General features: G+C 37.1%; 19 protein-coding genes and 2 pseudogenes. 8 read left to right on the top strand and 13 right to left on the bottom strand.

What is annotated here, in order from left to right:
• Position 1 precedes the first annotated feature (1 nt).
• The 5 genes from F8B77_RS03455 to F8B77_RS03435 all read right to left on the bottom strand — a co-directional run bounded on the left by F8B77_RS03455 (position 2) and on the right by F8B77_RS03435 (position 5,422).
• Entirely contained in the window at positions 2 to 1,108 is a 1,107-nt protein-coding gene (locus F8B77_RS03455; protein WP_151653746.1) for a tetratricopeptide repeat protein, read from the bottom strand.
• Positions 1,108 to 2,655, bottom strand: a complete 1,548-nt coding sequence (locus F8B77_RS03450) for a hypothetical protein (protein WP_151653744.1) — start codon at positions 2,653 to 2,655, stop codon at positions 1,108 to 1,110. The genes F8B77_RS03455 and F8B77_RS03450 overlap by 1 nt, the downstream gene beginning before the upstream one ends.
• A gap of 2 nt (positions 2,656 to 2,657) precedes the next feature.
• Positions 2,658 to 3,677, bottom strand: coding sequence for a penicillin-binding protein activator LpoB (locus tag F8B77_RS03445; protein ID WP_208846063.1), 1,020 nt, complete (start codon positions 3,675 to 3,677; stop codon positions 2,658 to 2,660).
• Between the two features lie 61 nt (positions 3,678 to 3,738).
• Positions 3,739 to 4,386 (bottom strand): hypothetical protein, encoded by a 648-nt coding sequence (locus F8B77_RS03440; protein ID WP_122032562.1) that lies wholly within the window; start codon positions 4,384 to 4,386, stop codon positions 3,739 to 3,741.
• 388 nt (positions 4,387 to 4,774) lie between these two features.
• A complete protein-coding gene (locus F8B77_RS03435) occupies positions 4,775 to 5,422 on the bottom strand; it encodes a helix-turn-helix domain-containing protein (RefSeq protein WP_244298188.1) in 648 nt (215 codons plus the stop codon).
• A 58-nt stretch (positions 5,423 to 5,480) separates the two neighbouring features.
• On the opposite strand from F8B77_RS03435, the gene F8B77_RS03430 reads away from it, so the two are divergent.
• From F8B77_RS03430 to F8B77_RS03420, 4 genes and pseudogenes are all read left to right on the top strand, one after another.
• Entirely contained in the window at positions 5,481 to 6,260 is a 780-nt protein-coding gene (locus F8B77_RS03430) for a winged helix-turn-helix domain-containing protein (RefSeq protein WP_151653742.1), read from the top strand.
• Positions 6,260 to 6,736 (top strand): hypothetical protein, encoded by a 477-nt coding sequence (locus tag F8B77_RS03425; protein ID WP_151653740.1) that lies wholly within the window; start codon positions 6,260 to 6,262, stop codon positions 6,734 to 6,736. The genes F8B77_RS03430 and F8B77_RS03425 overlap by 1 nt, the downstream gene beginning before the upstream one ends.
• Positions 6,733 to 6,929, top strand: a pseudogene (locus F8B77_RS17925) (IS110 family transposase); the annotation flags it as partial. The gene F8B77_RS03425 and the pseudogene F8B77_RS17925, both read left to right, overlap by 4 nt.
• Positions 6,930 to 7,017: 88 nt before the next feature.
• Positions 7,018 to 7,332, top strand: a pseudogene (locus F8B77_RS03420) (integrase core domain-containing protein); the annotation flags it as partial.
• 89 nt (positions 7,333 to 7,421) lie between these two features.
• Here the strand turns inward: F8B77_RS03420 and F8B77_RS03415 are convergent.
• The 3 genes from F8B77_RS03415 to F8B77_RS03405 form a co-directional block, all read right to left on the bottom strand.
• Positions 7,422 to 7,970, bottom strand: a complete 549-nt coding sequence (locus F8B77_RS03415; protein WP_151653738.1) for a hypothetical protein — start codon at positions 7,968 to 7,970, stop codon at positions 7,422 to 7,424.
• A 267-nt stretch (positions 7,971 to 8,237) separates the two neighbouring features.
• Positions 8,238 to 9,041, bottom strand: coding sequence for a helix-turn-helix transcriptional regulator (locus F8B77_RS03410; protein WP_244298187.1), 804 nt, complete (start codon positions 9,039 to 9,041; stop codon positions 8,238 to 8,240).
• A gap of 33 nt (positions 9,042 to 9,074) precedes the next feature.
• On the bottom strand, positions 9,075 to 9,593 hold the full coding sequence (locus tag F8B77_RS03405) for a YbhB/YbcL family Raf kinase inhibitor-like protein (RefSeq protein ID WP_151653736.1): 519 nt from the start codon (positions 9,591 to 9,593) through the stop codon (positions 9,075 to 9,077).
• Between the two features lie 357 nt (positions 9,594 to 9,950).
• On the opposite strand from F8B77_RS03405, the gene F8B77_RS03400 reads away from it, so the two are divergent.
• Genes F8B77_RS03400 through F8B77_RS03390 form a run of 3 tightly spaced genes read left to right on the top strand, consistent with a single transcriptional unit; the run spans position 9,951 to position 12,063 of the window.
• Positions 9,951 to 10,340 carry a nitrous oxide-stimulated promoter family protein gene (locus tag F8B77_RS03400; RefSeq protein WP_151653734.1) on the top strand — a complete coding sequence of 130 codons (390 nt, stop codon included), beginning with the start codon at positions 9,951 to 9,953 and terminating at the stop codon, positions 10,338 to 10,340.
• Positions 10,337 to 11,218, top strand: coding sequence for a LysR family transcriptional regulator (locus F8B77_RS03395; protein ID WP_151653732.1), 882 nt, complete (start codon positions 10,337 to 10,339; stop codon positions 11,216 to 11,218). Before F8B77_RS03400 ends, F8B77_RS03395 begins: the two co-directional genes overlap by 4 nt.
• A 14-nt stretch (positions 11,219 to 11,232) precedes the next feature.
• Positions 11,233 to 12,063, top strand: coding sequence for an SGNH/GDSL hydrolase family protein (locus F8B77_RS03390; RefSeq protein WP_151653730.1), 831 nt, complete (start codon positions 11,233 to 11,235; stop codon positions 12,061 to 12,063).
• Positions 12,064 to 12,161: 98 nt separating this feature from the next.
• On the opposite strand, the gene F8B77_RS03385 is transcribed toward F8B77_RS03390, so the two are convergent.
• Together F8B77_RS03385 and F8B77_RS03380 are read right to left on the bottom strand one after the other, a co-directional pair.
• Positions 12,162 to 12,821: an HAD family hydrolase gene (locus tag F8B77_RS03385; RefSeq protein WP_151653728.1), complete on the bottom strand. Its 660-nt coding sequence runs from the start codon at positions 12,819 to 12,821 to the stop codon at positions 12,162 to 12,164.
• Between the two features lie 173 nt (positions 12,822 to 12,994).
• Positions 12,995 to 13,609 (bottom strand): LysE family translocator, encoded by a 615-nt coding sequence (locus F8B77_RS03380; protein ID WP_151653726.1) that lies wholly within the window; start codon positions 13,607 to 13,609, stop codon positions 12,995 to 12,997.
• Between the two features lie 77 nt (positions 13,610 to 13,686).
• Here F8B77_RS03380 and F8B77_RS03375 point away from each other — a divergent pair, with 77 nt between their 5' ends.
• Positions 13,687 to 14,211, top strand: coding sequence for an outer membrane beta-barrel protein (locus tag F8B77_RS03375; protein WP_151653723.1), 525 nt, complete (start codon positions 13,687 to 13,689; stop codon positions 14,209 to 14,211).
• Between the two features lie 74 nt (positions 14,212 to 14,285).
• Here F8B77_RS03375 and fruA read toward each other — a convergent pair whose 3' ends face one another.
• From fruA to fruB, 3 genes are read right to left on the bottom strand one after another with little or no spacing between them, the layout of a single operon-like run.
• Positions 14,286 to 16,028, bottom strand: coding sequence for a PTS fructose transporter subunit IIBC (gene fruA, locus F8B77_RS03370; RefSeq protein WP_151653721.1), 1,743 nt, complete (start codon positions 16,026 to 16,028; stop codon positions 14,286 to 14,288).
• 29 nt (positions 16,029 to 16,057) lie between these two features.
• Positions 16,058 to 17,041 carry a 1-phosphofructokinase gene (pfkB, locus tag F8B77_RS03365; RefSeq protein ID WP_151653719.1) on the bottom strand — a complete coding sequence of 328 codons (984 nt, stop codon included), beginning with the start codon at positions 17,039 to 17,041 and terminating at the stop codon, positions 16,058 to 16,060.
• 3 nt (positions 17,042 to 17,044) lie between these two features.
• The gene (fruB, locus tag F8B77_RS03360; RefSeq protein ID WP_151653717.1) at positions 17,045 to 18,181 is read right to left on the bottom strand and encodes a fused PTS fructose transporter subunit IIA/HPr protein; all 1,137 of its coding nucleotides are present in this window, start codon (positions 18,179 to 18,181) and stop codon (positions 17,045 to 17,047) included.
• Positions 18,182 to 18,364 lie beyond the last annotated feature (183 nt).

The raw sequence follows: 18,364 nt of genomic DNA, 5'->3' as shown, positions 1-18,364 counted from the left end.
TTTAATTACCTATTTGTTTCTTCGCCCATGACGAAAATTGAACATGATTTTTTAAAAGATTTAACCAATAATTAAGATCTTCAGATGATTCTGAATGTATTTTTTTCTCTGCTAAATAAAAATAGACCCAAGTTTCTGCATCGTTTGGATTTTGCAAAACATATTGAACTGTAGCAGCATACGCCTCTTTATTTTTTCCTAGAGCTCGATATATATTCGCTAACATTTTCCAGTATTTACTATTATTCGGGTCTAAATTAACAGCTAGAGTTAAGTCATTAATAATTTCTTCTGGATTCTTACCATGATTAAAATTAACAGATGCTTTTTCATATAAGTGCTCTGCTAACTTATTACTTGGGTTTTTATTCTCAAACTTTACAAAGCCTTGATTTAACAATGATGTAGATACAACATGATTAATATCAAATTTCGAAAATGGCTTATTTGCTAATCGGCAATATGCTTGAGTGCAAACTTGATTACGGTCTGCTGTTCTAAGATTTATGGCTAGTACATCTTCAAGTACTAGCACTTCATATATAGCAGCTAACTTACTCAGATCTAAGTTGTGTAAATATATTGATAACGTCGAATAGTCCCCTGCAGATAAAGCGTTAACCAATAGTTTTATCACTATATTTTCAACTTCATCATTAGGAATTTTAATACCGTTATTTTTAAATAAATCAGCTTTAACCGTTACAACATACTCTTGTGTACACGGGGAAAGCTTTGAATTTCTATCAAAAACGAGTTGATGCGGTATATTTGCTGCCACATTATAATTAGCTGAAATTACATTTTTAACATCAGTCCTTAATGGCTCAGAGATCCCTGAAATATCATTCGAAAATGATACGTTTCGTTTTGCAATTTCATTCACTAACTGTTTATAAAATGTTTTCTCTGCTTCTTTTGATTCTTGAGTTCCTGCATATTTCTTTTGGGTTAGACATTCTTGTTTAATGACAAAGAATACCCATTGCTCATCATCATAAACACCGGTTTCTTTTTCACTAAATTTAGATTCATAAACATCATAAACGGTATTTGCGTATGATGAATAAGAAACTAGCAATGAAAACAATAGTAAAACATGCCTCATTAGCTTCTCACCATGTCAAAGTATGCAGCATCACGTTCCACTTTTTTCATATGTGGTCTACGGCCTTTGCCTTCTTTTTTAAATGTGGAATATATTTCTTTCAGGCTTTGGTCAAAAGCTTCACTTAATGGTCCTGAAAAACGGTAATCTAATGTCATCGTTTTATGTTTTTTATCCCATTTCCAGGTCTCAACATTTCCACTTGTGCCGTTATTTAAAACATGTTTAAAAATATCAACGTCTGTGCGTTTCGCGTTCTTTAACACAATTTGATAAACAATGCCTTTTTCTGCATGACGTGCTAAAGATTGAATTACTTCAACACCCATTTTTTTCTTCATTTGCTTATAAGCAACATGTTCTGAAACTTGTTTAGCTCTTGATACTGGCTGAACATAAATACGGGTTTTCATCGGGTCATTATTTATCGTAAATAATATGTCTCCAGAGTTATTATCTTTAAGGACAATACTCAGCACCGTTTCAATACCTTTAGACCCTTTATGGTCTTCTACATGTGATTGTCTTTGCTTTAAATAGAAAGTATGCGTTGCTTTTTTCTTACCATCATTAATTGTAAATCCAAGGAGCTCAAGTTCATCAATCACCCAATCTGACTTCTTATCATTTTCAGAATTAATAGAAAAAACAGGTTGCCCTAGTACTTGAGTATAAAAATTAACATCATTTAATAATTTACCTGCATCAACAATTGCTTCAATAATCACGTAATATTGACCACGAGAAATATCTTCATCAAGCATTTCATAGCTACTTACATAGCCTTCTGTTTTTGTTGATATTGCAACAGCAATTGCATCATTAAATTTGCCAGACTTGCCCTGCATCATAACGCCCTGTGCTTGTTGAACAGCGTTGTGAATAGCATCATTTAATGCTTTTTTACGAGCCTCTGTTTCACCAACCTTCATTGATGCTAAACCTTTAGATTCTACGGTTTTAGCACCTTGTTTGACTTGAGCAATAGATTGATTACTTGCATCAGTGGCAATGATAATTGTATTGCCTGAATGACTATTACCAGAATTAGCGGTTGAGCGAAGTGATGCTGCCTGTTTAAGATCAGTTTGTGTAATGACAATTGCAACAAAATAGTCACCATCGTATTTACCTGATTTCAATTGTTTAGCCGCAGAAAGTTGACCTTTGAAACTAGTATTAACGACATCAACGAAACTTTCTCGAGAAAACTCTTGAGTGCCATTTTCATCTGATACTGTAATATATTTCATTGAAGCACTAGTATTACCGCTCATGGTTACGCCATTGATCATTTCAGATAATTGACGTAATGCCTCCATTCTGGCTTCTTCAAGGCCTTTATTTTCATTTGAACGACTTGATGTACCCATAGCTACTACGTAATAACCATCAATTTTATTTTTACCCGTGCGAGTTCCGCCTCCATCTTCTAACATAGAGAAAACATCATCCATTGGTTCCGCAGATAAGGAGCCAATAGTAAATAAATTTATTGTTGCAGTGATTAAAATACCTGCATAAATAGTACGTAGTAGTTTAAGCATTATTATAGTTTCCAGTCTTCTGGCGTACCTACTGATACTGCATAGATTTTATTGCGCTTAAGGTAATCTTTACCCATCGCTTCTAGCTTCTTTTTCACATCATCAGCATCAAGGTCATCTTCTTTCCAAATAAACATAACACCTGAGCCACCATTGGTCTTTGGTGTTACTTCACCAGAGGCGATTGGTATATCTAAACCATCATCACTTAAAAATAAAACTACTGGCTGCTTAGTCGCAAAACCTTGATCGATACCGGCATCAATAGCAAAACGTCCATTTCTAAAGTTTGTGACACGACCACCAACTGGGTAGTAATCCATTGTTCTATTAACTAATACTTGAATTGCTTTTTGAGCAGCTTCTTTGTAGGCTTCTTGAAGCTCATTATGATTTCGGTAATCAAACCCCCCTAAAAATTTACCTTCCATAGCAAAAAATCGTTTAGCTGGCATATTGTGACGAATTGGTTCGAACGAATGGATTATTTTACCCGATGTTGGGTCAACGACTTTTGTTGTCACTAAACTTCTAAAGATAATCTCATTGTGATCACTCATTTTTTTAATCACAGTTCCCAATGCAATTGAAGTCTCAAACACATATTCAGGATTTAATTGTTCTCCACGTTGAATAGATCCTTCTTCAACGGTATTTTCAGCTTGAAAAGCAACTTCATAGTCACAAGCATCACAATTACGAGTTAATACTTCATAACGCTTAGTTCTTGCCAGCTCATTCTCTAATAATTTAGCAATGATCCCATTGTCAATTTGTGTTGTTTTGGCATCCTTTTCAAAACGCACATGATCTACGTACGCTGCAATACTCATTTTATTAAATGCTTTTACATCGTAATTGCTTGGTAATTCAATATTTTCACTTTCGAATAAAGCGTCTCTACTGACTTTCTCTATTTGAGAATTTGATTCAATATCAGCTTCAGAATTTACTTTTAAACTAGTTGATTGGCAGCCAACCAAAAATAAAGATACGACTAATAAATATGAGATCTTTTTCATTTTATCCTCTCAAAAAAAAGCCGGTAAATAATCACCGGCTTTAATAAGTTTTTAATTGAAATTATTGTGCTGAGCTAAAAGCAGAAATGATTTTGTAGTTTTCATATGCAGAAACTACAGTCTTATCCAGATAAATAACCTGTTCAGCAGTTAAAGAAACTGCATCTTTTTCATCCATCAGTTTTGAGAAATCAACATCAGATAACATTGCAGTTGTATCTGCTTTTAAGAATACTGCTGAATTTTCTAGAGCAACCAATGCGGCATCTTTTAGGCCAGACATAATCTCATCACTCACTGATGACTTATTAAAATCGTCAACTTTTACTTTCATTTCATCACTTAAAGAGTCATATACCGCACGTTTTTCTTCCTCAGTATCTTTTGCTTCTACTGCAGAAAAATAATTACCTAGTTCTGGTGTAGCAAGAAGTTCATCCGTGTAACGCTCATAAGCTGGTTTCGCTGATAAAAATGCTGAATTAACAAGTAAACGAATAGCTTCTAATTGAGCTACATCAGATACTTGGTAACCTTCTTCAATTATCTTTCCTTCGTCATCTCTTACTGCTGGTTTTGACTCTGCATATAACGCATCACCTTCAGCTCGAAGATCTGCATATGATGTAGTTTCAGAACCACCAATCATTGAACAACCAGATACCATTGTTGCAGCTAAAACCATTGCTAATACTGTCTTTTTCATCATTATTCACTCATCAATCATTATTAATTTTAGAACATGCTGTTCCACCAGCGAGATGCAGAATACTATATCTTAAATTTAATGCAATACGATATGTCATATTTTATGTGATTAATTCATGTAATTAGCCATAAAAAACAATGAAATTAACACCAAAATACATCATTAAACAAACAATTTCACAACAATTGAGAGGGAGATTGATATATACACTAATAGCGGGAGGGAGGGGTAAGTAAGGAAACAATCAGATGTTATAAATATTTTCTATTTTAGGTATTTTATACTATTAATAAAATAACATGACAAAGATCTATTTTAATAATTACACATAGTATATTTTCACCGCTCTCAATAACTCAAAGTATGTAATTATTAAATTGCAAAAACATCAATAAGCCACCGTCTTCATATACTGCTTTGGCGTCATCCCAAACTGCTGATGGAAACGCTGACTAAAACGGCTTTCTGATTGATAACCACACTGCAACGCCAAGTCTAACTGGGTTTGGCGTTTCTCTTGCATTAAAGACAGAGCATGAGTCATTCGAACATTCGATAATACCGTTTCTAGATGATAAGGTTCGGCTGGATCTTTAGAAAAGTACGCACTCAACTCATTTTGAAAAGAAGTGAACGTTGGGGAGAATAACGCATGCAGCACACCCAATTCTGCCAATTGCTGATATAAAGCCAACAAGTGAAATTGCAGTGTTTTAGAACTTAGCTTTTGGGTATTCGTATCGGTTAAGAATGTAAATCCATAAGCTAACAATGACGATACAGTGACCGCATAAGTATGTAAGCGAATACTTTCGTTACTTTGACTTTCTTCTAGCATCTCATCAGGTGGCGCTAAAAAAAAGCAGATCTGAACAGAATAAAAATTAACCTCTGTCGTTTTATGAATAAAGTTTAAGCCTTGGTTGGCTGACGTAAGCAACCAAGAGTGTGCATCAATATCAAATTGCTCACTCAACATTACTTTATCATTTAATTGTAAATACCATTCATTAAATGCTACAATTCTTGGTTCCACCGTAGAAAAAAGCTAATTATTCTCTACCTTTCTTCGTATAAGTAATGGTTTATTTTTCATGTCTGATAGCTATCTAATCAATGGTGCCACATTTTGTGTAACGCGAGGAAGATTAATTCTTAATGATAAAACGTATTTACTTACTTTTACTGAAGCTAAATTACTAGAACTACTAAGTACACATGCTAATGAAGTAGTAACAAAAGAGCAGTTAAAAGCCTATGCATGGCCTCACACTGTAGTGACTGATTCCTCCTTAACAAAATCAATGGCAAAATTACGCCAAGCTTTTACAACGATTTTTGACAATAATAATGAAATCATTGTCACGGTTCCCCGCATCGGTTATAAATTAGTTTCAGACATTACGCTCCTTACGCAAACAGCATCATCCCTTACACCTAACAACAATAACCAACAAGAAAATAAAAAATCATCTACAATAGTAAGCCGACAAAAAAAATTATTACTGCGCTATTCTCGCTTAGGTTTAGTAAGCCTTTCAGTCATTTTATTATCATTATCTGCACTTAATTTTTTAAATGTTTTTCCTATAACAACAGCGCCCTATCTTAATGAGGATTATCAAATTTCAGATGAAATGAATAATAATTATCAATATCAGTATATAACACCTAAAAATCAAATTGTGCCAGTTGAATTAAAGCAACTTTTAAATAATTTAAACTGTGACTGTACTTATTTTATTGAAGAGACACAACATCGTTATTTAATTTCAGTATTTAATAATAATCAAAAAACAGCTAAAAGTTTTACTGTAGATAAAGACACCGTTATCGACACATTGAAGCAATTTATTAAAGAAGAAAAATTATAATGAGATCTCTCACTTTATTTGTATTTTCAAACATTATTTTTTTTGGTTCTATTCTTTACCACCACTATTTCATAGCACCTTCAGGATACTATATTTCTGAATTATATGAAAAAACGAAAGAAAATGGCTCTTGGCATGTGCTAACAAAAAACATTATTGAAAATGGATCATTTGCAGCAGAAATTTATATTGAAGGTGATGGTATTGAAGGTATGGCAGTATTTCGCAATACTGGCAGTTTTTCTACATTTAAAAATGGGGAATACAAACTCGATTCAAAATTGATACCCATACAAGAAACAAAAATCAATAACATTGAAAAAGCAGCGCCATATACAAATTTATTATACCGAGTTAAAAAAAATCACTCTCCAAAAATAAAAATAATTTATTATAATAAAGAAATAGTGATTATTGATTTGGGAGAAACCCTAGAATATAAACAACTCTATTTTAAATCACCTAAAGAATATTAAATCGCACTCTCGCATCAACAAGGCTTGATTTAACTGCCTATAAAACATTTCTAGCGCATATCGAATCATATTTAAATCATTAGCTCGTCGATACCTTGAGCTGCATGGCGAGATTACAAATTTAGGTACGATGATTTCCTCTATCGTTGACACGCTTGCTCCTGAATTAATTGAACAAAAAACGGTTGGAAGGCTTAGAACAGATCAACGTTCAAAAGATTATGTAAAAAATAGAAACACCCTGATCAACAGTATGCAAATAACCACTTAATTCTTAAAAAAGCATCCAAGGCTGCCACTATACAAGCTTAAAGTTCAGGCAAAAATTATGGCAATATCAAATAACTCAACGCATGAGTCGTCGTGGTAATTGCTGGGATAATAGTACAATGGAAAGGTTCTTTAGAAGTTTAAAAAGTGAATGGATTCCTAAGAATGGATATAAAAGTTTTGCTGAAGCAAAACATTCAATAACCAAGTATATAATTGGTTACTTCAGTAATATCAGGCCTCATCAGCATAATGATGGATTACCGCCGAACCTTGCAGAGCAACAATATTGGTTAGAATATAAAACGGTGGCCAGTTTTACTTGACCACTACATACGACACTTCTTTACCAAGTAAAAGGAAATGACTATGTTTAGCAAATACTAGGCATTTGCTAAACATGATTTAAGTTAAATTAAAAATGATAAGCTACATTAGTCATAAAATTTGCTTGATTAGCTATAGTTTGGCCGAGACCTTCTGCATTATGCAATACATACTCTACCTCTGCACCTGCACTCCAGTTACCTAAACGATAATCCAAGCCAGTTTGTGCCCCATAAATCATACCATTGAGCTCCTGATTCAGTTTCTCGTCATACATTTCATTACCTAATTGACCACCAACAGTCCAGCTAAGGTTATTAGCTAAAGAAAACATGTAATCATATTTAGCTTTTACAGTGCTCAGCCCTGTTTTCTCATCGAAGTCTTTAAATTTCAAATCTTGGTGTTGATAAGCCAATGTTATTCTGTGAACATTTTCTAAAATTAAACCGCCATTGATCCCCATAATTTTTGTACTTTCAAGATCTGCGGTATAACCTTGTCCTTCTACACCTCCAGATAAGTTAGCTCCTACACTAGCTCCCATAAAGTAACCTGAAGTTGTCGCTGCATTTACATTACCTGCGACAACTAAGCCTACTGTAAAAAGAGAAAATAGAGTTGTTTTCATGTTCATATTTGTACCTTGCTTTATCATTTCAAATAACCACCTATAAAGAATGGCTACTTTATCTATTAGCATCCTTGCTTGAAATTTGACTAAAAAATAAATGCATCGCTCCCTGAGCACGAAATCAGATTAAGCGATACTTGATTAAACATAAAAGGAATAACTATGAATAGAAAGGAACAACGCGGAGTAAATCTAAAAAAGAATAAAAAACTTTTAAATCAGAATTTTACATCTAACTAAAATACTTTTATTTTTGTTTTTTTTATATATTTAATACGATATTGTCTTCATATACTGTTTAGGAGTCATACCAAACTGCTGATGAAAACGCTGACTGAATCGACTTTCCGATTGATAACCACACTGCAGTGCTAAATCTAACTGGCTTTGTTTCTTTTCTTGCATTAATCCTAATGCGTGACTCATTCGAACATTCGATAACACTGTTCTAAAATTGGTGCCATCTCTCTGTAATCGACGGATCAGCGTTGCTCGGCTTATCGAGAAATCATCGCATACGGTTTTTAATTGATACGCTTCTGCTGGATCTTTAGCAAAATACACACTCAGTTCATTTTGAAAAGAAGCAAACGTTGGTGAGAATAAAACATGCAGCACACCCAATTCTGCTAATTGCTGATATAAAGCCAACAAATGAAATTGCTGTGTTTGAAAGCTTAACTTTTGAGTATTCGTATCACTTAACAATGTGAATCCATAAGCTAGTAATGGGGACATCGTGATTGCATGAGTATGTAAGCGAGTGCTTTCGTTACTTTGACTTTCTTCTAGCATCTCTCTAGGCGGAGTTAGAAAAAAACATATCTGAACAGAATAAAAGTTATCCATAGAAGAAGGCTTATTAATAAAATTTAGGCCTTGGTTAGTTGACGTAAGCAGCCAAGAGTGTGAATCGATATCAAATTGTTCAGACTCTTGAAATACGGTTTTTACGCCAGATTTAACCCAAATAATACTAGGGGCATAAATATGAACATTACGTAAATGTTGATCACTCTGACCAGAGTAAGTTTGCACTCTAAATACCGGTTCATTCAACATTACTTTATCCATTTTATCCCCCTATTTTACCAATTTAAATTCATATTAGCGCACGTATGTCGCTGTTAATACAGCTTTGTCTAATGCCATGCTATTTAGAGTATAACCAACTACCGCAGGTGAAATATCGGCAGGTAAATCGATTTTCTCTTGTGGTAATGCCCACACTGTATATTGATATCTGTGCATGCCATCGCCAGCAGGAGGACAAGCGCCACCATAGCTCATAGTGCCAAAGTCATTTTTCGTTTGTAATGTATTTTTCATTGCCGAACCTTGTTCAACACTACTTGCGCTTGCAGGAATGTTAAGCGCTAACCAGTGCCACCAACCGCTACCTGTAGGTGCATCTGGATCAAACACAGTAATAGCAAAACTCTTTGTTCCTTCTGGCGCATCTTTCCAGGTTAGTTGTGGAGAGATGTTGTCACCAGTACAACCCATGCCTGAAAAGGTAAATTTGCTATTCATCAGTTGACCTTCATGGATATCAGTACTTGATACTTCAAAAGCTTGGCTAGAGAATGAGGCAAGAGTAAGTAATACTAATAATGCTTTGTTCATAATAATTTCCTTCACTTTTTTATAGAGTGTTCTAAGTAAGTACAGGACCATTATTATTGATTCACTCACCATTAAATTACCATAAAGTATCAAATACAAGTTAATATCAATTAATTTTGATACTTTCCGTTTTTTTTGTGAGATTGTGATTTACTTAGCCCCTTTTTTATAGAGTCAAAGAAAAAGCCACTTAGCACGAAACTAAATGGCTTTTGGCGCATACACTTAGGAGCAATATGCTTTGGGGGATAAGGAAATACTAAGCCATAATTCATTTATGAAAAAGTGAACACTTCACCCAATATCATTTCCCCTTTATACTGGCTCTATTACGATGTTTTAAAGCGTGGGCAATAGATGAAAAGCAGTCATATTCTACTTGGTAAACTCAATACTGAGTTCAAAACCGTATCAGCAATGATTGAGATTTATTGTAAAAAAAACCATCACTCTCAATCACTATGTGAAGAATGCCAAAGCTTAATGGATTATGCTGAAGTTCGCTTAGATCGCTGCCCTTACGGTGAAAACAAACCCACTTGCAATACCTGCCCTATCCACTGCTACAAGCCTGAACCTAAAGAACAGATGAGATTAGTGATGCGCTTTTCTGGTCCACGAATGCTATTAAAACATCCCATTTTAGCTATCCGTCATTTACTGTCTGAAAAACGAACAGTGAACCCTAAGCCTTCAGCAAATTGCTCTAACCGCCATATACGTTTACAAAAAGGTGAGAAAAAATGAATTGGACTTTAGATCAACTCAATGCCTTTGTTACTTCCGTAAAATGTGGGTCATTTTCTGCTGCGGCACGCAAAATGGGGAAGGCGCAATCGCGAATTAGTACCGCAATTGCCAATCTAGAGGCAGATCTTGGGTTTGATCTCTTTGATAGAAGTGCCCGCTTACCGGTTTTAACACAAGATGGCGAAGACATGTTTATTGAGGCTCAGGCAATTCTTGAGCAATGTGAACGCCTACAAGCCAGAGCTGATACCGTTGCGACAGGTGAAGAGATAGCATTAACGGTTGCACTCGATGAAGCAGTGCCTATTGATGTATTTGAAGATTTCTTTCAAAAATTATCGATCAAATTTCCATTATTAAAACTGACGATCATTAATGGCTCTCAGGCTGATATTGCGGAATGGGTCAATGATAAAAAAGCAGATCTTGGTTTTCTATTTCGCGTAAATACCTTATCTGATTCTTTAGAATATCTTTCGCTAGGTTTTTTTAATCAGGCACTTATCGTATCTCCAAAACACCCATTGGCTAAAATAAGAAAACCGACGCTAGTAGACTTAAATCAACATCGTCAACTTGTAATTCGTGACCGTGTTGGTCATTCACATGAAAAGGCCATTTCTGCCAACCATTGGTATATAGACAGTTATTACTACATTACAGCCTTGGTGATCCGCAATGTTGGTTGGGCTTTAGTACCTGAGCATGTATTAGAATCAGACTGGTATCGAGATCAAACTATCCGACTTTCGGCTTTTCATGTTCCTGATGCATTACAGATTGAGATAGGAGTAGTAAAGCGCCGTGACAGTGGAACGGGGAATGTCATGGAGTGGATGCTTGATGAGATTGAACATACATTTGAAAAATTATAGAAGATGAATGAATAATGAAAGCACAACTAAGAACCTATTTACTTAATAATCAAGCTATCGATTTATATAATCTGTTTCATCAATTTCAATCGATCTCAGTGTATACATTAATCAATGAACTACATGCTTTAAAAGAAGAGTTACAGCTCTCTATCAAACTCAGCGCTCTTGTTTCTCAGATTGATGGATTATTGCCAAAACTGGATGCCATCGAAGATCCAACCCAACAAGTTAAGTTTCTTTGCAAAGAAATAGATATAGCTCAACGAGAACATAGCATGAGCCGTTATATTCATTTAGTCGATTCACATCAGACATTTACGCCGGAAGTGGATGTGGTTCTATTTGGTGACTCAATTACGGAATGGGGACCATGGCAAGATGTTTTTACTTACATTCCGCACGTAAACCGAGGAATTGCTGGTGACACTACGCTTGGCATGCTACGTCGAATAGAAACGACACTAGCCGTTAAACCTAAACTCATTTCAATCATGGCAGGGATCAACGATTTATCTCAAGGTTTTGCTGTTGATTCTGTTTTTGATAATTACATCGCAATGCTAACTTATTGGCAAAAGAATGACTGCCCTATATTGGTTCAAAGCACTTTATATTGTGGTCACAGACTCGCTCATTTAAACCCAAAAGTGACAGAGTTAAACTCTCGTTTAGAGTCTTATTGTCAGCAGCATAATATTGATTATTTGAATATTAATAAGATCCTGAGTCCTAATTGCTTCTTATCGAATGACTTTACCTGCGATGATCTGCATTTAAACGCTAATGCTTACTCGGCTTGGATTAAAGTACTTCAACCTAAACTAGAAACTCTATTACCTTAATTCTGACTTTATCTACTAATACACGTTAAACAAAAAAGGCGGACACTACATAGTGATCCGCCTTTCTTTTATTTCTACATTATTGAGTTCAAAACAAGTTAGGCTTTGCGGTTTTTTAAATCAACCAACACATCAATCATAGAAGGTAGGATTTGATGACCAAATTTAATCACCTCTGCACTTGGCTCTACTAAATCTGGAATTTGATAGGTGATCATATTTGCGGCTACTGCGGCGTGTGTTCCGTTATTAGAGTCTTCAAACGCAAGACAAGCATCGGCAGCAATACCCAAACGCTCTGCCGCTAAGAAGTAGATCTCAGGGTGCGGTTTACCATGTTCAACTTCACAGCCTGTTGCTAGTACATCAAAGTAACCATCAAGACCTGCTAATTCCAATTTTTTAATCGCAATATCATGCTGTGTGGATGTCGCAACGGCCATTGGGATTTCATTTGCTTTTAGCCACTCTAGTAGCTCAATCACCCCTTCTTTTACTGGGATAGCTTGATGCTTAACTACAGCAGTATAACGCACTCGCCACTCTTGATTTAATGCTGGGTAGTCAACACTTGGTCCATAACCTTCGCGAAACAGTTGTTCAATACGCTTTGCATTGCAGCCAATAATAGAAAGATACAGCTCTTCAATAAATGGGACATTTTGAGCTTCACATGCCTCTTTAAAGATCCCCATACACACTCGTTCAGTGTCTAATAGTAGTCCATCCATATCGAAAATTGCAGCTTGAAATGTCATGAGAAACCTTATGTTTTAATAACAAAAATAGAAGACTTTACGTATAAAATTACCATGCTATACGTTTGAGAATGTTCATACTAAGCCAAAACTATTGGATAAAAAAGTGAACTCTTCTTTTAAGCCCACTTCCTCTTTTAGATTAAGCAAAATAAAGATGTTAGAGTAACTGACTACGCAGAAAATACCACTCGAACAGCAAGAAGAATAAGCACAAGACCTGAGAGGCGATCAATCCATTTTGCTTGAGATCGAAGCTTATCAACGATCTTAGGGGCAGACAATAAACAACTAATAATGGTATACCACAAGCCATCAATTATAATAGGCGTAATGACAATGATCGCTTTATCTAACGGGTCATTACCAACAGCAACAAATTGACTGAACAAGGCTAAAAAGAACAATGCAATTTTAGGGTTTAGAAGAGAGATAAGTAGCCCTTCTTTTGCTGACTCAATAATTGTGACTTGTTGTCCAGATTCAAGCCTTGCAGCAATTCCACCCGTGGAACGCAGAGCGCCTAGACCTAAATAAGCCAAATAAGCAGCACCTAAATAGCTTATGCCTTTGAATAGCATTGGTGATTGCTGCAACACTACCGCTAAGCCAATAACGGTAATAAAAGCGTAACAGCCTATACCGATTGAATGCGCCCAAGCGGCTGCTATACCATTAATTCGCTTACCGGATAAAGTATGTTTCGCTACCGTAGCTAAGCTTGGTCCTGGAGACATAGCTCCCAGCAATGAAACCAAAAATAATGAAAACCAAATAGTTAATGTCATTTCTTCTTTAATTCCTCTTTACAACATTGTCTCATTCACAATAAAATCGCACATTCGGTTAAATAGACGAGTTTATAATGAAAAGGTTACTACCACTTTTGTTGCTAGGGGCAACTGCATCAGCGCAAGCAACAGACACTTTACACCAAATCTATATTCAGCCAAGTCTTGCAAACCTAAAAATTGACGGTTCCCATGGTAGCGCTTTAATGACTCAAGTGGGTTATAACTATCATTTCGCACCAATGCTTGCGATGGATCTAAGTTACTACATGACAGCATCAATCAATGATATCGCAATCAATGGTGATAAAGCATCAGCTACAGGCGCTACTATTGCCGCTAAAATGTATTTCCCTATGTCTTATTATGGTTCTTTTTATGGGAAGTTTGGTTTAAACCACACCAATGTTGAATATCAATATAAAGAAGGCAATCAAACATTAAAGCAAGAGGCGGTATCAACTAAGCCTTACGTTGCAGTCGGTACGGTAATGAAACTGTTTCCTTCTGTAAGCTTCAATCTTGAATACCAATATATGCCTTTAGCTTCTGACGATTACATCTCTTCAATTGGTGCTGGTGTGAACGTTATGTTCTAACTTTTAAAAAACATAAAAAGGGCGCTTCCAATCACCTTGGAAGCACCCTTTTTATATCAGTATATCTGCACTTATTAAGCTGCTACTGCTTCTTTCTCATCTGCTTTGTTTTTCAAGAAAGCGTAAGTGAAACCCGTTACCGCAGTACCTGCTGCAATTGTTACTAAGTACATGAACACTGGCGTAATCGCGTTTGGAATAAGAAGTACGAACAGACCACCGTGTGGAGCAAGTAGTTGAGCACCAAATAGCATAGATAGACCACCCGTTAATGCACCACCCGCCATACAGCTTGGAATCACACGCATTGGGTCTTTCGCTGCAAATGGAATCGCACCTTCAGAGATAAAGCATAAGCCAAGCACAAATGATGCTTTACCTGCTTCACGCTCACCCGCTTCAAACTTGTTCTTAGCAAGGAATGTCGCCAGACCCATACCTAGTGCAGGAACCATACCTGCCGCCATGATAGCCGCCATTGGACCGTACGTTTGTGAAGCCAGAAGACCAACACCAAATGTATATGCTGCTTTGTTTACTGGACCACCTAAGTCGAAACACATCATACAACCAAGAATCACACCCAGTAATACCGCGTTAGTTGAACCCATGTTGTTTAGGAACTCTGTCAGTGCAGACATGATGCCTGATACTGGACCACCAACAACATAAATCATTACCAAACCAGTGAACAAACTCGCCACAAATGGGATAATTAGGATTGGTTTAAGCGCTTCCATGGATTGAGGAAGAGACACTTTATCTGCGATGAATTTTGCAGAATAACCCGCAATGAAACCCGCCGCGATACCACCAAGGAAACCTGCGCCAGTTGAGCTCGCCAACATACCACCAATTAAACCTGGCGCTAAACCAGGACGGTCAGCAATTGAGAATGCAATGAAACCAGCAAGAACAGGGATCATCAACGCAAATGCCGCGCCGCCACCAATGTCCATCAGCGTTGCTGCAATAGTACCCGGCTCTTTAAATGCTTCGATACCAAATACAAATGACAATGCAATCAATAAACCACCCGCGATAACAACAGGAAGCATGTGCGATACCCCTGTCATCAGGTGTTTATACATGCCTTTTTTCTCTTCGGTTTGAGAAGATTGCGCTTTACCTGATGATTGGAAAACAGTCGCATCTGAGAAGGCTTTATTCATCTCTTGTTCTGTTTTCTTCAGCGCTAAACCTGTGCTTGTTTTGTACAGGCGCTTACCATTAAAGCGATCAAGGGCGACTTCGATATCCGCAGCGATGATGACTAAATCAGCCTCTGCAATTTCTTGGTCAGTTAACTGATTTTTTGCACCCACAGAGCCACGAGTTTCTACTTTAATAATGTGGCCTTGACGTTTACCTTCTTCTTCTAGCGCTTCAGCTGCCATGAAAGTATGCGCAACACCCGTTGGACATGCCGTAATCGCTACAATTTTCTTAGGTCCTGTCGTGTCAGTCGATGCCACTGTCTCTGAAACTGTCACTTCTGAAGCGGTTAGTTCTTTTGCATTATTTACTGCATTTTCTAGCCAAACTTGCGAGTTAATTGCACATTCAGAAATTGAACCTTGGTGTACTTTTTTACCAACAAAGCGAGACGTATCAACCACCGAATTTGCGGCAATAACAATTACATCCGCCGTATCAATGACTTCTTGAGTTAACACCTCGACGGGTAACACGCTTGATTGACATTCAATCGTCGCTTTCCAATTTAGTTTGGTTGCAGCTTGTTCTAATAAACCTGCTGCAATGATGCTGTTTGCTACACCGCTTGGGCATGCAGTAACGATAGCTATATTTTTCATAATCTGTCCTTAAACTAAGTCTAAACGCATTACTGCACGTTTGTAGAAATAGGGTTGTGTAGGGTTACTTGTTTTTGTAATTCTTTTACGTCTTCGACATTTGGTACGCCAACGCCAACCTGCGATACCGCTAAAGCAGATAAAGCGGTAGCAAAAGATAAGATGTGTGAACGATCCCAATCTTTCTGCATGTGACCCCAACATAGGCCAGCAACTAACGTATCACCAGCACCAACCGTGCTTACTACGTTCATTTTAGGTGGTTGAGAATAGATCCATTCAGCTTGCTCTTGGTCGTTTTTACCAAACCACATTACACCTTTTGAGCCTAATGACACGACGATATTTTCAATGCCTTTTTGTGCAAGATCTTGAGCCGCTTGCTGACACGCTTCTGGCGTTTCTAACTCACGCCCAACAAATTCAGATAGCTCTTCATCGTTTGGTTTAATTAACCAAGGGTAAGCCTCTAAACCTGCTGCCAATGCCGCACGACTGCTATCAAATAGTACTTTTTTACCCATTTGATGCAGCTTTTCAATCCACTCAGCACACCGCTCAGGAGAAATACCTTTTGGTAAACTGCCTGCTAATACGAAAAAATCATGTGTTTTAGCTAATTCAAATAAACGAACTTCAAACTCAGCAATCGCTTGTTCAGAGACATCAACACCCGGAAAGTTGATGTCACTCACTCGGCCATCTTGCTCTACTAATTTCACATTAATACGCGTAGCGCCGTCAACACGAATAAATTCATCGTTAGCTTTCATCTCTTCAAACAGTTGGCAGAATAACTCTTCATTATCACGACCTAAAAAACCGGTAACCGTCACTTCAGCACCTAAGTCAGACAGTACTTTAGCAACGTTTACGCCTTTACCAGCTGCATGAAGTGAGCCTTTACTAACTAAACTCACCGAGCCAACCGATAACGCATCTAAACTGCCCGTTAAATCTAAAGCGGGGTTCAACGTGATAGTAACCACTTTGCTTTTTTGATTAATATTCATCAATTAACCCTCACCTAAACCAGAAGCAATTGCAGCACCAATACCAGCAAGCGCTTCTTTTGCATCAGCACCATCGACCGTAAATTGCAGTTCATGTCCGTGTTTAACGCCAAGCGCAATCACCTTCATTAAGCTTTTCGCATTCACCGCTTTTCTGTCACCATTTACGTTTAATACGGTGATTTTTGATTCGTATTTTTTCGCTTCAGCAACAAGCATTGCACCCGGGCGAGCGTGTAAACCGTGTGCATTTTTAATTTTAAAGGTTGCGGTATTATCCGCATCAGCACTTACTGTTGTTTCTTCAGCAGAAGTAGAGAACATCGCAAGTAACTGCTCAGACGTTGCAGATAGAATCGACTCTTGCTGCTGCTCAGCAACCACCTTAGTGATCGTTGTTAAGAACGATTTATGAGAGGCGTTACAAGAAGCAATCGCAATCAAACCTTTAACAGGCAAGCCATTAAACTCGCACCCATTTGCTGTCGTTACGATAGACATACCAGAGCGTTTAACGCCTTTGTCAGTACTTACCAACCATAAACCGCTGCCTAGATGCGTAGGCTCTTTAGTGACTAACTCTGCAACAAATTGGCTTACTGCATTACCACTGTTCTTTAGTAAACCGCCCGCAACCGCACTCATTTGGATCATATCGCTTGCAGGGAATAATAATTGGATAAGTGATGCATCGAAATCGGCTTCAAACTGCACTTCACCATTTAGTAATGCAATAATGTCTGCTTCTGTTTTTGCTTGTTTTAGCTTCTCTTCTACGCCATCAGCAGAAAGGACTTTAGTCAGTTGCTTTAAAATACCTAGGTGTTCATCTGATTTAGCCGCAATACCAATAGCCACATAAACCACGTTACCATCACCCCAGTTAACACCTTGAGGAAAATGATGAACAGCCACGCCGGTGTTATTGACTAAATCACGGGTGTCTGTTGTACCGTGTGGGATAGCAATACCATTACCTAAAAACGTTGAGTTCTGTTGCTCACGATTTAGCATTCCGTCTACGTACTTCTCTGCAACTAAGCCTTTTTCTGTCAGTTGTTTTGCAATCGCTTTAATTGCCGTTGTCTTATCCGTTGCTGCTTGTTGCAACGTAATGTCATTCTTTGTCAATGTCAGCATGGGTCTTAGCCTCTCGCTTGTTTATCTGTAATTTGTGCTCTGCTAAATCACTATTTACGCACTGCTTAGGTATTGCTTAATCGATTCAGCAAAACAGTTAAAAAAAGTTCAGCAAATGCTTTCTACTTATTTAATACACTTCATAAAAAGTAAAAACAACGTAAATATCACGTTTTTCAAATT

This window comes from Aliivibrio finisterrensis (genome assembly GCF_008933155.1).
In the GTDB taxonomy this organism is placed as follows: Bacteria; Pseudomonadota; Gammaproteobacteria; order Enterobacterales; family Vibrionaceae; genus Aliivibrio; species Aliivibrio finisterrensis.
This window is presented reverse-complemented; position numbering and strand designations above follow the sequence as displayed.